At 73.3% G+C, this 14114-nt stretch carries 13 protein-coding genes; 10 read left to right on the top strand and 3 right to left on the bottom strand.

Annotated features, from left to right (window positions below; translation table 11 throughout):
- The first annotated feature begins 2 nt into the window (after positions 1–2).
- From TPA0908_RS27765 to TPA0908_RS27750, 4 genes are all read left to right on the top strand, one after another.
- The gene (locus TPA0908_RS27765) at positions 3–1283 is read left to right on the top strand and encodes an ABC transporter permease (protein ID WP_281942966.1); all 1281 of its coding nucleotides are present in this window, start codon (positions 3–5) and stop codon (positions 1281–1283) included.
- 101 nt (positions 1284–1384) lie between these two features.
- The gene (locus TPA0908_RS27760; protein ID WP_281942964.1) at positions 1385–2086 is read left to right on the top strand and encodes a cytidine deaminase; all 702 of its coding nucleotides are present in this window, start codon (positions 1385–1387) and stop codon (positions 2084–2086) included.
- Positions 2087–2158: 72 nt separating this feature from the next.
- Positions 2159–3439, top strand: a complete 1281-nt coding sequence (locus TPA0908_RS27755) for a thymidine phosphorylase (protein ID WP_281942963.1) — start codon at positions 2159–2161, stop codon at positions 3437–3439.
- Between the two features lie 98 nt (positions 3440–3537).
- The gene (locus TPA0908_RS27750; RefSeq protein WP_107157173.1) at positions 3538–4218 is read left to right on the top strand and encodes a DUF4272 domain-containing protein; all 681 of its coding nucleotides are present in this window, start codon (positions 3538–3540) and stop codon (positions 4216–4218) included.
- Positions 4219–4224: 6 nt separating this feature from the next.
- On the opposite strand, the gene TPA0908_RS27745 is transcribed toward TPA0908_RS27750, so the two are convergent.
- Positions 4225–5076, bottom strand: coding sequence for a putative RNA methyltransferase (locus tag TPA0908_RS27745; protein ID WP_281943792.1), 852 nt, complete (start codon positions 5074–5076; stop codon positions 4225–4227).
- Positions 5077–5140: 64 nt separating this feature from the next.
- Here TPA0908_RS27745 and TPA0908_RS27740 point away from each other — a divergent pair, with 64 nt between their 5' ends.
- Both TPA0908_RS27740 and TPA0908_RS27735 read left to right on the top strand, forming a co-directional pair.
- Complete coding sequence (locus TPA0908_RS27740; RefSeq protein ID WP_281942962.1) at positions 5141–5560, top strand: PPOX class F420-dependent oxidoreductase; 420 nt, start codon at positions 5141–5143, stop codon at positions 5558–5560.
- Positions 5561–5606: 46 nt separating this feature from the next.
- Positions 5607–6683: an adenosine deaminase gene (locus TPA0908_RS27735; RefSeq protein WP_281942960.1), complete on the top strand. Its 1077-nt coding sequence runs from the start codon at positions 5607–5609 to the stop codon at positions 6681–6683.
- Here TPA0908_RS27735 and TPA0908_RS27730 read toward each other — a convergent pair whose 3' ends face one another.
- Positions 6684–6980, bottom strand: a complete 297-nt coding sequence (locus TPA0908_RS27730; protein ID WP_281942959.1) for a hypothetical protein — start codon at positions 6978–6980, stop codon at positions 6684–6686.
- Positions 6981–7481: 501 nt separating this feature from the next.
- On the opposite strand from TPA0908_RS27730, the gene TPA0908_RS27725 reads away from it, so the two are divergent.
- The 4 genes from TPA0908_RS27725 to TPA0908_RS27710 all read left to right on the top strand — a co-directional run bounded on the left by TPA0908_RS27725 (position 7482) and on the right by TPA0908_RS27710 (position 12663).
- Positions 7482–11189 (top strand): sensor histidine kinase, encoded by a 3708-nt coding sequence (locus TPA0908_RS27725; protein WP_281942958.1) that lies wholly within the window; start codon positions 7482–7484, stop codon positions 11187–11189.
- Complete coding sequence (locus TPA0908_RS27720; RefSeq protein WP_013731521.1) at positions 11186–11590, top strand: roadblock/LC7 domain-containing protein; 405 nt, start codon at positions 11186–11188, stop codon at positions 11588–11590. The genes TPA0908_RS27725 and TPA0908_RS27720 overlap by 4 nt, the downstream gene beginning before the upstream one ends.
- A gap of 100 nt (positions 11591–11690) precedes the next feature.
- Positions 11691–12068 carry a DUF742 domain-containing protein gene (locus TPA0908_RS27715; protein ID WP_107157253.1) on the top strand — a complete coding sequence of 126 codons (378 nt, stop codon included), beginning with the start codon at positions 11691–11693 and terminating at the stop codon, positions 12066–12068.
- Position 12069: 1 nt separating this feature from the next.
- Positions 12070–12663 (top strand): GTP-binding protein, encoded by a 594-nt coding sequence (locus TPA0908_RS27710; protein ID WP_107157178.1) that lies wholly within the window; start codon positions 12070–12072, stop codon positions 12661–12663.
- A 120-nt stretch (positions 12664–12783) separates the two neighbouring features.
- On the opposite strand, the gene TPA0908_RS27705 is transcribed toward TPA0908_RS27710, so the two are convergent.
- Positions 12784–14004, bottom strand: coding sequence for an ABC transporter substrate-binding protein (locus tag TPA0908_RS27705; RefSeq protein ID WP_281942954.1), 1221 nt, complete (start codon positions 14002–14004; stop codon positions 12784–12786).
- Positions 14005–14114: the final 110 nt, after the last annotated feature.

The following is a 14114-nucleotide window of genomic DNA, read 5'->3' as shown; positions in this document are numbered from 1 at the left end:
GCATGTCCACCACCGCTGTCCCCGACGTCGCGGTCACCGCGGTCGACGAGGGTTTCTGGACGCGGGCCCGCAAGGCCGGCGCCGTCCTGCTGGCGCTGGGCGTGGTCGCTGCGGTGCTGTTCGGGGCGCTCGCCACCGACCAGCAGGCCCGCTTCACGCTCAGCGAGACCGAGGGCGGCGCCGCCCTGGAGATCAACGGCACGGTCGGCGCGATCCTGTTCGGCGTCATCGCCGCCGCGGCCGGTGCCGCGTTGCTGGCCGGCGTGCCCAAGCGTTGGTTCACGCTGCTGCTCGGCGCCGGGCTGGTCGCCTTCGTGCTGAGTTTCCTGTGCTGGCAGGTCTCCGCCGCCCCCGAGGGGCGCAACTTCATGCCGCTTGTCAACGTGCTGCGGGGCACGTTCGTCCTGGCGCTGCCGCTGATCTTCGGTGCGCTGGCCGGCGTGCTCTGCGAGCGCTCCGGCGTGGTCAACGTGGCGATCGAGGGGCAGTTGCTGATGGGCGCGTTCTCCGGCGCGCTGTTCGGCAGCATCTCCGGCAGTGTCTGGGTGGGCCTGGTGGCCGCCGCGATCGGTGGCGCGTTCATCTCGCTGCTGCTGGCCGTGTTCGCCATCCGCTACCTGGTCGACCAGGTGGTCATGGGCATCGTGCTCAACCTGCTCGCGGTCGGCATCACCGGCTTCCTCTACGAGCGGTTGATGGCGACCGACGCGGCGAAGTACAACAGCGCGCCACGCTTCAGCAACTGGGAGATCCCGCTGCTGAAGGACATCCCGCTGATCGGTCCGGCGCTGTTCCGCGGCAACATCTTCCTCTACCTGGGCCTGCTGCTGGTGCTGGTCATCCACCTGGCGCTGTTCCGCACCCGGTGGGGTCTGCGGACCCGGTCGGTGGGTGAGCACCCGACCGCCGCCGACACGCTCGGCGTGAAGGTGCTGCGGCTGCGCTACCGCAACGTGATCATGGCCGGTCTGGTGGCCGGCGTGGGTGGGGCGTCGTACACGCTGGCGCTCTACTCGTTCACCAAGAACATGATCGGCGGTAAGGGCTTCATCGCCCTGGCCGCGCTGATCTTCGGCCGGTGGAGCCCGACCGGGGCGTTGCTCGCGGCGCTCTTCTTCGGCTTCGCCGACCAGCTCGCCACCTACCTGGGCGCGATCGGCAGCAGCATTCCGAGCCAGTTCCTGGCGATGCTGCCGTACCTGGCGACGATCCTGGCGGTGGCCGGGCTGGTCGGCAGGGTGCGGGCGCCGGCCGCCGACGGCAAGCCGTACGTCAAGGGCTGACCGGTCCGACGCACCGTGCCCGGCGGGTGACCCGCCGGGCACCGTCGTCTCCGACCGCGCCCACGACCGATCGGCGTGAATTGGGCAGAATGGGAGTCGTGATGGACATCGACTGGGAGCGGCTGCGGGCCGCCGCCACCGAGGTGATGCGGCACGCCTACGTGCCGTACTCGAAGTTCCCGGTCGGGGCCGCCGCCCTGGTCGACGACGGCCGGGTGGTGGTCGGCTGCAACGTGGAGAACGCCGCGTACGGCGTGGTGCTCTGCGCCGAGTGCGGCGTGGTCTCCTCGCTGCACGCCACCGGCGGCGGCCGGATCGTGGCGCTGTCCTGCGTCGACGCGACCGGCGAGCCGCTCATGCCGTGCGGCCGGTGCCGGCAGCTGCTCTGGGAGCAGGGCGGGCCGGAGTGCCTGGTCGAGGCGAAGGGCGGCCCGCTGCGGATGGCCGAGCTGCTGCCGCACGCGTTCGACGTGGCGGACATCGAGGCGGTGACCGGCGAACATCCGGTGCCGGTGGTGCCGGACCGGCTGGCCGCCTGGCGGGGGCGCGGCACGGTGTTCGTGCACCCGGACCTCTCGGCCGGGCAGCAGGTCTGGACGGCGTACTGGGAGCGGTCCGCCGGGGACACCGAGGGCGCCGAGACCGGTGTCCTGGAGGAGGGCCCGACCTGGGGCGACCCGGCCGGGGCGATCGAGTGGGGGGCGGCGCGGACGCCGCGCGTGGTCGTGGTGGACGCGTCGGGCGCGATCTTCTGGGCCGGCGAGGGTGAGCCTCCGCTGGAGATTCCGGTTCGGTGGGGTTGAGCTGGGGGCCAGGCCGGGCCGGTCAGCGTTCGTTGCGGGTCCGAGTGTTGATCTATTGATGGGAACTCAAAGGTGAGTGCTTTTACGGCGGTGGACGTCATCCGGGCGAAGCGGGACGGAGACGTGCTGAGCGACGGGCAGATCGACTGGGTGGTGGACGCGTACACCAAGGGGTTGGTGGCCGACGAGCAGATGTCGGCGCTGGCGATGGCGATCCTGCTGCGCGGCATGACCGGCCCGGAGATCGCCCGGTGGACCGCCGCCATGATCGCCAGCGGCGAGCGGCTGGACCTGTCGCCGGTGGCCCGACCCACCGTGGACAAGCACTCCACCGGCGGCGTCGGTGACAAGATCACCTTGCCGCTGACCCCGCTGGTCGCGGCGTGCGGCGCGGCGGTGCCGCAGCTCTCCGGCCGGGGCCTCGGCCACACCGGCGGCACGCTCGACAAGCTGGAGTCGATCCCGGGCTGGCGGGCGGCGCTGAGCAACGACGAGTTCATCGCCCAGCTCCGCGACGTGGGCGCGGTCATCTGCGCGGCCGGGGACGGGCTCGCCCCGGCCGACCGCAAGCTGTACGCGCTGCGCGACGTCACCGGCACGGTCGAGGCGATCCCGCTGATCGCCAGCTCGATCATGAGCAAGAAGATCGCCGAGGGCACGGGCGCGCTGGTGCTCGACGTCAAGGTCGGTTCCGGCGCCTTCATGAAGAACGCCGACGACGCCCGCGAGCTGGCCCGCACCATGGTGGAGCTGGGTGGCGCGCACGGGGTGCGCACGGTCGCCCTGCTCACCGACATGTCCACCCCGCTCGGCCTGGCCGTCGGCAACGCGGTCGAGGTGACCGAGTCGGTGGAGGTGCTGGCCGGCGGTGGCCCGGCCGACGTGGTGGAGCTGACGCTGGCGCTGGCCCGGGAGATGCTCGACGCGGCCGGCCTGCCGGACGCCGACCCGGCCGCCGCGCTGCGCGACGGGCGGGCCATGGACGCGTGGCGGGCCATGATCCGGGCGCAGGGCGGCGACCCGGACGCCCCGATGCCGACCGCCAACGAGATCGAGCTGGTCACCGCGGACGAGGACGGCTGGGTCGCGGAAGTGGACGCGTACGCGATCGGGGTGGCCGCCTGGCGGCTCGGCGCCGGCCGGGCCCGCAAGGAGGACCCGGTCAGCGTCCCGGCCGGTGTGGTGCTGCACAAGCGTCCCGGTGATCCGGTACGCGTCGGCGACCCGCTGTTCGAGCTGCGCGCCGAGCACGCCGAGCGGATCCCGGCCGCGCTGGCGCAGGCGCGCGGGGCGTTCCGGGTGGCGCCGGCGGCCCCGACCACGACGCCACTGGTCATCGAGCGCATCGGGTGACCGGCCGCCATGGTGCCGGCCCGGTCGGAGCCGCTATCCTCCCAGGCCAGGGGGACCGACCGGCGACGAGCCGGGGCGAGCAGACAGGGACTGAGGCGTTGCGCGTATCCGCTCCCGACCCCCGGGCCGTCCGTGAGGCGAGCCTCGACGAGCTGTCCCGGCTGGGTCTTCCACTGCCCCCGCCGCAGTTCCCGCTGGTCTGGGAGCCGGGCGACGAGATCGAGTTGCGGCCCACCCCGGAGATCGAGGCGCGCATCGCGGTGCTGCACCTGATCCTGGCCCGCTGCTTCGGGATGCCCCCGCAGGCCGCGATGAGTTGGCTGCTGGAGTCGCACCTGGTGGAGATGCTGACGCCACCGGAGTGGCAGTTCGTGATGGGTGGGCGGGGCGACCACCGGTCGTTCGTGCTGCACCACGACGCGCTCTTCTCGCTGGCCTGGGTGCTCGGGCTGAGCAAGCAGCTCGACCCGACCGTGCCGGTGGACGAGCGGCTGGTCGAGCGGATGCCGAACCTGGTCACCGGCGAGACGTTCGCGCAGTGGCGGGCCCGGATCCTGGCCGCCCCGCAGCACCCCGCCGACGCCGCCGCCCTGCTCGATCTGCACTACTGCCTGGACTGGGCGTACCTGGAGACCGAGCAGGCCGGCGGCGCGTTGCCGGGGCTGGTGGACGCGAACGCGATCGGCCAGCGCCGGTGGGCGCTGGAGTGGGCGGTCGTGCTGCGCGGGCCGTACCACGACGAGCCCCCCGGTTGGGAAGAGGTCGACCTCTCCACCTGAGCCGGCTCAGCGGGGGCGGTGCGTGCCGAGCCGGACGGCGAGCGTGACCGGCACCGGCTCGGGCAGCGCGGCGATCTGCGCGGCGAGCCGTTCCGGGTCGGCGTGCCAGGCGCTGGGACCCATCCCGACGAGCGTGGTGACCTCGGCGCGGGTCAGCGCCAGCCGGGCCCGGTGCTCGTCGGCGGACTCCTCGACGAAGTGCGCGCCCAGGCTGCCGGCGACCCGGTCGGCCTTGGCCGGGTCCACCCGCAGCAGGTCGAGCGCGTCGACCAGTTCGGCGAGGTGGTCGGCGGCCGGGGTGACCACCAGCAGCGCGCCGGCCGGGTCGAGCACCCGGTGGAACTCCGGGCCGTTGCGCGGCGCGAACACGTTCAGCAGCACGGTCACGGACCGGTCGGCGAGCGGCAGCCGCTGCCAGGTGTCGGCCAGCGCGGCGGCGGCGCGCGGATGCGCCCGGGCCGCGCGGCGCAGCGCCGGCTTGGCGACGTCCAGCGCCAGGCCGGCGGCGTCCGGCAGCGCCGCCAGCACCGCCGCGAGGTAGTGCCCGGTCCCCGCGCCGGGCTCCACCACCAGGGGGTACGGGTCGTCGGGGGCGACCCGCGTCGCGGCGGCGGCCAGCGCGGCGGCGACGGTGTCGTAGTGGCCGGCGGCGAGGAAGTCGGCCCGGGCGGCGACCATCCCGGCACTGTCCCCGCTGTGCGGGGCGCGGCCGGCGAGCAGGTTGACGTACCCCTGGCGGGCGGTGTCGAAGCTGTGCCCGCGTGGGCAGCGCAACGCGCGGGTGGTGCCGGCGGTGGCGTCGGCCAGCGGCTCGCCGCAGACCGGGCAGCGCAGCCGGGTCAGCACCGACGGGAGCAGAGCGGGACCGGCCACGCCGAAGATCCTATTCCGGCGGCCGGGTGGCGGCTCTAGATTGGGTGCCATGTCAACAGGCGCGCGGTTGTGGGAGCTGTTCGGCGGGCACGGGCGCGGAGTGCTTGTCACGCTGCGCCGGGACGGCCGCCCGCAGCTGTCCAACCTCGACTACCTGGCCGAGCCGGGGCTCCTCCGCTGCTCCACCACGGGTGACCGGGCCAAGGTGCGCAACCTGCGCCGGGACCCGCGGGCCAGCTTCCACGTGACCACCGCCGACGGCGGGGCGTACGCGGTGGCCGAGGGCACGGTGACGCTCACCCCGCCGGCCGCCGCGACCGACGACGCGACGGTCGAGGAGCTGGTCGAGGTCTACCGGGGCATCCGTGGCGAGCACCCGGACTGGGCCGACTACCGGGCCGCGATGGTGGCCGACGGCCGGCTGGTGCTGCGCCTGGCGGTGGAGCGGGTGTACGGCTGGCGTCCCTGAGCCGGTCCGGTGCCGGGCCGGCACCGTCGGTGACTAGGGTCTGAGCATGGTCGCAATCTCGTACGAGGACATCATCAAGGCCCCGAAGGCGCTGCTGCACGATCACCTCGACGGCGGCCTGCGGCCCGCGACGATCGTGGAGCTGGCCGCCGAGGCCGACCACGAACTGCCCACCACCGACCCGGACGCGCTGGGCCGCTGGTTCGCCGAGTCGGCGAACTCCGGCTCGCTGGAGCGCTACCTGGAGACGTTCGCGCACACCGTGGCCGTGATGCAGACCGCGTCCGCGTTGCGTCGGGTCGCCCGGGAGTGCGCGCTCGACCTGGCCGCCGACGGCGTGGTCTACGCCGAGGTCCGGTTCGCGCCCGAGCAGCACCTGGAGCGGAACCTCACGCTGGACGAGGTGGTCGACGCGGTGGTCACCGGCTTCCGGGAGGGCAGCGCGCTGGCCGGCGAGGCGGGCACCCCGATCCGGGTCGGCACGCTGCTGACCGCGATGCGGCACGCCGCCCGCTCGCAGGAGATCGCCGAGCTGGCGGTGCGGCACCGGGACACCGGCGTGGTCGGCTTCGACATCGCCGGCGCGGAGGCCGGTTTCCCGCCCACCCGGCACCTGGACGCGTTCGAGTACCTCCAGCGGGAGAACTTCCACTTCACCATCCACGCCGGTGAGGCGTTCGGGCTGCCGTCGATCTGGCAGGCGATCCAGTGGTGCGGCGCGGACCGGCTCGGCCACGGCGTCCGCATCGTCGACGACATCACCCCGGGCAACCCGGCGGTGCTGGGCCGGCTGGCCGCGTACGTGCGGGACAAGCGCATCCCGCTGGAGCTGTGCCCGTCGTCGAACGTGCAGACCGGGGCGGCGGCGTCGATCGCCGACCACCCGATCGGGCTGCTGCGCGACCTGCGTTTCCGGGTGACGGTGAACACCGACAACCGGCTGATGAGCGGCACCTCGATGTCCCGGGAGATGGCGCTGCTGGTGGAGGCCTTCGGCTACGGCTGGAAGGAACTCCAGTGGTTCACCATCAACGCGATGAAGAGCGCCTTCATCCCGTTCGACGAACGGCTGCGGATCATCGACGAGGTGATCAAGCCGGCGTACGCCGAGCTGATCGGCTGATCACGGCCGGCGCGGGTGGCCGGCGAGCAGGGCGGCCACCCCGCGCAGCACCTCCCGGGCCCGGGCGGCCTCGGCGCCCAGCCCGGTCTGCCGGCGCAGCACGGCCGGCTCGGCGCGCAGCAACGCGATCCCGCGCCGGACCAGCACCCGCGGTGCCTTGCGCTGTTCGGCCAGGTCACGGGCGAGCCGGCGGAGGAAGGTCGCGCCCCGCGGGCGGCGCAGCGCGTACGCACCGGCGAGCAGGCCCCGGCGCCGGCACTCGGCGACGATCTCGGCGGCGAAGATCCCTTCGGCCACGAAGAATGGCGATCCGTCGACGTCGAATGGCCGGGTGGCCACCCGCCGGTCCGCGCCGATCGCATAAACCGGCACTTCGGCCTTGCCCTCCCGGGCCAATCGGGCAATTGTTTCCACCGCCGTGTCCGCATCCCAGGACAGCGGGGACTCCCAGTCGACCTGTCCGTTCCGGCGCGGACACGTAGGGTCATCGCCGTCCTTGTAGAAGTCGTCCAGACAGAGCACGGGAAGTCCGGTTCGATGCGCTATATACGACTTTCCAGAGCCGGAGGGCCCGGCGAGGAGGACGACGCGGTGCGGGTGATCCATTACCTTCAGTGACTCCGGCCAGACGGATTGCTATCAAATTGCATCAACATCTCATCACACCTCCGGTGAGGGACAACCTGGGCTTTCTCTTTGCGGGGCGGCGTGATGGAATCTCGGAGGTCCGACCCGCCGGGTCGGACGCTCGGCGTTGCCCGCAGGTGACGCCGGACGCGGTTTTGCGAGGGCGGTGACGTGAGCAAACGGCCAACGACGGCGGGCTCCTTCCTGTCGCGCCTGCGCCGGCCGGCGAGCCGGCTGCGCGACATGCCGATCTGGTCCAAGCTCGGTCTGATCATGATCGTGCCGACCATCGCCACGGTCGTGGTGGGCACCAGCGGTCTGGTCGACCACCTGGAGACGCTCAACAGTGCCAACCGGGCCGGCGACCTGGCCAGCCTGATCGGCTACTCGGGTGAACTGGCCGACACGATGCAGGACGAGCGGGTCGGCTCGGTGCTCTTCCTCGGTGCGAAGGAAGTCCAGACCCGGGCGCAGTACCAGGAGGCCTACAACCGGGCCAACCAGCGGGTGGACCAGGCCAAGGGCCCCTACCTGCGGCAGCGCGGTGAGATCGACGACCTGCCCCGCAACTTCCAGGTCCGGCTGAACGAGATCGACGACCAGCTCAAGGACCTGCCCGCGACCCGTAGCCAGGTGCTGAACGGCAAGCTCAAGATCGACGAGGCGGAGAAGGCGTACGAGCGCCTGATCAACGACCTGCTGTCGATCCGCGACTCGGGCACCCAGCTCGCCGGTGACAACGACCTCAGCGACCGGATGCGCGCCGCGGGCGCGGTGGCCCGGCAGAAGGAATACCTGGCCCAGCGCCGGGTGGTCGTGCACCAGGCGCTCACCCAGGGGCAGTACAGTCCCGCGCTGCGCGAGCAGTTCATCGCCAGCGGCACCGCCCAGGCCCAGGCGCTCGCCACCTTCCGCTCCGTCGCCACCCCGGCCGACTCCGAGTTCTTCGACCAGACCGTCGAGGGTCCCGACCTGCGCAAGGCGGACAATCTCACCGGCTTCATGTCGGCGAACAACAGCGGCTCGATGAAGAACGCGCCGTTCGGGCCGGACCAGTGGGACCAGGCCATGGTCGGCAACGCCAAGCTGCTCCGGACCGTCGAGTCCCGCCTCGACAGCAACGTGGTGGAGCAGGCCGACGAGCTGCGCTCGGACACCCAGCGCCAGGTGTTCCTGGAGACCGGCCTGCTGCTCACCATGCTGCTGCTGGCCATCCTCTTCGCCTACCTGGTCGCCCGCTCGATGGCCCGCTCGCTGCGCGACCTGCGTCAGGGCGCCCTCTCGGTGGCCCAGTACGGCCTGCCGCAGGCGGTGGCCCGGCTGCGCGACCCGCAGGTGACCGGCCAGCTCTCCCCGGTGCAGCTGGCCAACCAGATCGCCGAGCCGCTGCCGGTCCGCAGCAAGGACGAGTTCGGCCAGGTGACCGAGGCGTTCAACGCGGTCCACCTGGAGGCGGTCCGGACCGCGGCCGAGCAGGCCGCCCTGCGCGCGTCCGTCGCGACCATGTTCGTCAACCTGGCCCGCCGCTCGCAGATCCTGGTCGACCGGCTGATCGGTCACCTCGACCGGCTGGAGCGCGGCGAGGAGGACCCGGACCGGCTGGCCGAGCTGTTCCAGCTCGACCACCTGGCCACCCGGATGCGCCGCAACGACGAGAACCTGCTGGTGCTCGCCGGCGCGGACTCCACCCGTGTGCAGCGCGAGCCGGCTGCCCTGATCGACGTGCTCCGCGCCGCCCAGTCCGAGGTCGAGCACTACACCCGCATCGAGTTCGGCGTGATCGACCGGGACATCGAGGTCGCCGCGCACGCGGTCAACGACCTGGTGCACCTGGTCGCCGAGCTGTTCGACAACGCCACCGCGTTCTCGCCGCCGGACTCGCACGTGATGGTGGAGGCCCGCCGGGTCGGCGACCGCGCCTCCCTCTACGTCGAGGACCGAGGCATCGGCATCAGCGCCGAGCAGCTCCACGACCTGAACGAGCGGCTGGCCACGCCCCCGCAGGTGGACGTGGCCGTCTCCCGGATGATGGGCCTGGTCGTGGTGGCCCGGCTCGCCGCCCGGCACGGCGTCAAGGTCGAGCTGCGGCCCGCCAGCGACCGGGGCACCGTCGCCGACGTCACGCTGCCCACCACCGTCCTGGTGCCGCGCGCCCTGGCAGGCCGGGGCGGGCCGGCAGCCGCCCTGCCCGCCGCCGGTCCGCAGCAGCCCGGCCCGGCGCCCGCCTTCGGCCAGTTCGGTCAGCCGGGCGGCCCGACGCCGGCCTTCGGGCAGTCGGGTGATCCGGCGCCGGCCTTCGGCGCGCTGGCCGCGCTCGGCAACGGCCCGCACACCCCGCCGCCCGCGCCGCACCCCGGCACCTCCGGCAACCAGGTCACGCTCGGTGGGCGGTCCTTCGACCCGGCGCACCGCAACGGCGCCGGCACGCCGGCCAACGGCGGCCGTGCCATGCCGGCGTGGTCCGACCTGACCGGCGCCAACGCGAGCGCCGGTGACGGTTACCCGCCCCGGTCGTCCAACGGCCAGCCGATCGACCCGCTGCCCCAGCGTCGCACCCCGGGTGAGGGCGACCCGGCCACCAGCGGCCAGCAGCCGGTGATCCCACGGCAGTTGCCCAGCAGCCCCGAGGCGCGGCCGTACTCGCCGCCGCCGGTGTCCGCCCCGCCGGTCCCGCCGGTGTCCGCCCCGCCGCTGCCGCCGGTCTCCGGCGCCCCGGTCTCGGGCCACCCCTTCCCGGGCCGTCCGGTCTCGGCCGCGCCGGTCTCCGGCCACCCGGTCTCCGGTGACCCGTACTCGGGCCGTCCGGTGTCGGGTGACCCGTACTCCGGGCGTCCGGTGTCGGCGACGCCGGTCTCCGGCCACCCGCTCCCGACCCGGCCGGTGTCGGCCGTGCCGGTCTCCGGCCAGCCGGTCGGCGGAAACCCGGTGCCCGCGTCGCCGGCCGACCAGTTGCCGGCGAGTCCGGCGCCCGCGCCGCACGTGGGCGCGCCGCCGGTCTGGCCTCCGGTCGCCCCGGCCACGCCCGCGCCGGCTCCCGCGGTGCCGGAACGGCTCTCCGCCGGGCTCGACATGACCACCGAGCTGCCGCGGGTGCCGCGGTCGGAGACGCCGTCGGCCGCCGCCCAGCAGCCGGCCGCCCAGCAGCCGGCCGCCCAGCCGTCGGGGCCCGCGCCGCGGCCGGCCACGCCGCAGCCGCAGCAGGCCGGCAACCGTCAGCGGTACGCGGACGAGACGATGGAGCTGCCGATCTTCCGGGAGCTGGAGTCCGCGTGGTTCCGCACCCGCCGGCCGGGGCCGAACGACGAGGCGCCGGCCCAGGCCGCGCCGGCGAACGTCGCCACGACCCAGCAGTTCGCCAAGGTGGACACCGCCGGGCGGCCGGTGCCGCAGCCGACATCCGCAACGACAGGTAACACACCGATGGCACCGACCCCGACAGCCGGCGGAGCGCCCCGTGACGACCGGCCGGCGAACGGCAACGGCCGTCCCGCGTACGCCGGTGGGTTGCCCAGCCGGCAGCCGGCGGCGCCGCAGCCGTCGTCGCCCTGGCAGACCGCGGCCGACGACGGCTGGCGTGCCGCCTCGGCGGCCACCGAGGTGCCGGTGGCGGAAACCACCCGGAAGGGTCTGCCCAAGCGGACGCCGATGGCGCAGCTCGTGCCGGGCAGCATCGACAAGCCGGCGCCGGCGGCCCAGCGGCGGACGCCGGAGGCCGTCCGAGGTCTCCTCTCGGCCTACCATCGGGGCGTGCAGCGGGGGCGTAACCACCCGACCGACAGCAACACGACCGGCCCGGAGGGCACTCCGGGACGGCAGCAGTCCTCGCAGTCTGGCTCAGGCCCGGTGGCCGGGAGCGGGCAGAAGGAGCAACAAGGATGACTAGTACGCAGGATCTCGGATGGCTGCTCGCCAACTTCGCCGACCGGGTGCCCGGCGTGGCGCACGCGGTCGCGGTCTCGGCCGACGGCCTGCTTCTCGCCTCGTCCCGTGACCTCCCGCGGGACCGCGCCGACCAGCTCGCGGCGATCGCCTCCGGCCTGGTCAGCCTGACCCAGGGCGCGGCGCGATGCTTCGAGGGCGGGGCGGTGCTGCAGACAGTGGTCGAGATGGACAACGGCTTCCTGTTCCTGATGTCCATCTCCGACGGCTCGTCGTTCGCGGTGCTCGCCGCGCGCAGCTGCGATGTGGGCCAGGTCGGGTACGAGATGGCCCTGCTCGTCGACCGGGTGGGCGACGCCCTGACCCCACAGCCGCGTACGGCTGTGGGGATGATGGGCTGAATGACGCGCTGGCCGGTGGGTCAGGAGCGGAAAGAACAAGGAAAGCGACGGATGCCACCGGGGCGAGCCGGTGCCGGGTGCGAGGGAGGTGAGCGGCGACATGGCGGATCGTGACGAGCCGACCGGAGCGTTGGTCCGGCCGTACGCCGTAACCCGTGGTCGTACCCGTCCCCGGCTCGACATCGCCCTGGAGGCACTCGTCGAGACGACGGTGCGCGGCCGAGCGATGGCCACCGGCAACGGGGGCCAAGGCCGTGAACACCAGTACATAGCCGCGTTGTGTGACGGACGCGTGCAGTCGCTTGCCGAGATCGCGGCGCGGATGCAGCTTCCGCTCGGCGTGGCCCGGGTGCTCATCGCCGACATGGCGACGGATGGCCTGGTCGCAGTCCACGAGCCGACCATTCTGGACGACTCCGACGACGCGGTGGGCACTGAATTGCTGGAGAGGGTGCTGAGTGGACTTCGCAGGCTCTGACATGTCGCACCGGCCGCCGGCCCCGAGCGGGCGCGTGACGTCGGCGAAGATCGTTATCGCCGGTGGTTTCGGCGTCGGCAAGACGACGCTGGTCGGCTCGGTCTCGGAGATCACGCCGCTGACCACGGAGGCGATCATGACCTCCGCCGGCGTGGGCGTCGACGACACCCGGCAGGTGCCGGGCAAGACGACGACCACGGTGGCGATGGACTTCGGTCGTATCTCGATCGACCGTGACCTGATCCTGTACCTCTTCGGTACGCCGGGTCAGACGCGGTTCTGGTTCATGTGGGACGAGTTGGTCCGGGGAGCGATCGGCGCGGTGGTGATGGTCGACACCCGTCGGCTCGCCGACTGCTTCGCCGCCATCGACTTCTTCGAGCACCGGCGGCTGCCGTACCTGGTGGCCATCAACTGCTTCGACGGCATGCAGTACCACGACCCGCAGGACGTACGGGACGCGCTGGCGATCTCCCGGGACGTGCCGGTGGTGCCCTGCGACGCCCGTAACCGGGAGTCGACGAAGCACGTGCTGATCTCGCTTGTCGAGTACGTGCTCACCATGCGGCGCTCCCGGGCCGTCGCGCCCGCCTGAGGCGATACGCGGAAGCGCCCGATGGCCCTGGGCCACCGGGCGCTTCCTGCCGTCCGGGGTCGAACGCGGTGCGCGGTCGTCCGGTGACCGGGCCGTCCCCCGACGGCCACCGGACGACGGTCAGGCGTACCGGGTCCAGCTGCCCTGGGACACCCGGTAGACGCCGAGCGAGTCGACCTCCATGCCGCCGTGCCGGTCCGCGCTGAACGCGTACCCGCCGGCGATGCCCTCGGTCATCTGGGTCTGGAGGAACGCCCGCAGCCGGCCCCGGTCGAGGCTGGTCGCCTTCCGGGCCGCCGCCGCGAGGAGCTGGAGCGCGTCCGCGGCGTACGGGGCGAAGCCGACCGAGGTGCCGTGCCGCTGGGTGTAGCGGTAGTCGAAGTCGCGCCGGGCCACCTGGGCGCCGCTGGTGGCGGTCAACGCGGAACCGCCCAGGCAGGCCGGGTGCACGGCGTACGCCCCCTCGACCGCCTTCGCGTTGGCCCCGCGCAGCGTGTCGTCCACCACCGCGCCGGCGTCGAAGAAGATCGCGCCGCGGTGACCGGCCCGACGCAGTTCCCGGGCCGCGTCACCGGAATCGGGCGCGGTGCCCCAGATGATGACGGCGTCCGGGTCGCCGGCGGTGGCGCGCTCGGCGACCGCCCGGAAGCTCCGCCCGGTCTCCGGCAGCCGCAGCGTGCGCGCCAGTTCCACGCCGCTGTTGCCGAGCGCCTCCCGCACCGCCCGTACGCCCGAGTCGCCGTGCGGACCGTCCGCGGCCAGCAGGGCCACCCGCCGGACCCGCTGCGATTCGAGCAGGTCCACCATCCGCCGGGCCACGTCGATGCCGTCCGGGGTGAGCTTGAAGCTGAACGTGCGCTCGGCGAGCGGCAGCACGATGCGGTCCCCCTGGCCGAGCGCCAGGAACGGCGTCTTGAGCTGCTGGGCGGCCGTCGCGAGCGCCGTCGCGGTCTCACCGAGGACGCCGCCGATCAGCGCGTGCGCCCCGGCGCGGGTCAGGTCGGCGGCGTGTCGGGCGGCGACCTGCGGGTCGCTGCCGTTGTCCCGGATCTCCAACCGGACCGACCGGAGCAGGTTTCCGACCGGGATCCCGGACCGGTTCAGCGACTCCGCGGTGATCTCCAGCGCCCGGCGCTGCACCACGCCGAGCGCCGCGCCGCGACCGCTCAGCTCCAGGCTGACGCCGACGACCAGGTTCTGGTCACCGGGCGCGCTGCTGCTTCCGCCCTCGTCCGGCCGTTGCCCCTGCGGCCCGCAACCGGCGAGCAGCAGGCTGCCGGCCGCGACCGCGAGGACGCCCCGACGGGTGAGCACGGTGGAGTCGAATGCCGGTGTCGCCAATGGAGTTGCCTTCCCACCCCGGCGAACAGGCGCCGCCGCTGGTCCGCCGGGTATGTTCCCGGCCGGCCGGACCCGACGTCAAATCATCCGGGTGTGGGTAGGAACACGCC

The sequence above is a fragment of the Micromonospora sp. AKA38 genome (genome assembly GCF_027925725.1).
Taxonomy (GTDB): domain Bacteria; phylum Actinomycetota; class Actinomycetes; order Mycobacteriales; family Micromonosporaceae; genus Micromonospora.
Note: the sequence above shows the minus strand (reverse complement) of the source record. Positions and strands in the feature narration are given on the sequence as shown.

What these genes read in the sequence shown, in the direction of transcription:
- TPA0908_RS27715 (WP_107157253.1), top strand. Translation starts at nt 11,691, where the DNA reads ATGGCGGATCGTGACGAGCCGACCGGAGCGTTGGTCCGGCCGTACGCC.
- TPA0908_RS27710 (WP_107157178.1), top strand. Translation starts at nt 12,070, where the DNA reads ATGTCGCACCGGCCGCCGGCCCCGAGCGGGCGCGTGACGTCGGCGAAG.
- TPA0908_RS27740 (WP_281942962.1), top strand. Translation starts at nt 5,141, where the DNA reads ATGTCAACAGGCGCGCGGTTGTGGGAGCTGTTCGGCGGGCACGGGCGC.
- TPA0908_RS27760 (WP_281942964.1), top strand. Translation starts at nt 1,385, where the DNA reads ATGGACATCGACTGGGAGCGGCTGCGGGCCGCCGCCACCGAGGTGATG.
- TPA0908_RS27735 (WP_281942960.1), top strand. Translation starts at nt 5,607, where the DNA reads ATGGTCGCAATCTCGTACGAGGACATCATCAAGGCCCCGAAGGCGCTG.
- TPA0908_RS27765 (WP_281942966.1), top strand. Translation starts at nt 3, where the DNA reads ATGTCCACCACCGCTGTCCCCGACGTCGCGGTCACCGCGGTCGACGAG.
- TPA0908_RS27720 (WP_013731521.1), top strand. Translation starts at nt 11,186, where the DNA reads ATGACTAGTACGCAGGATCTCGGATGGCTGCTCGCCAACTTCGCCGAC.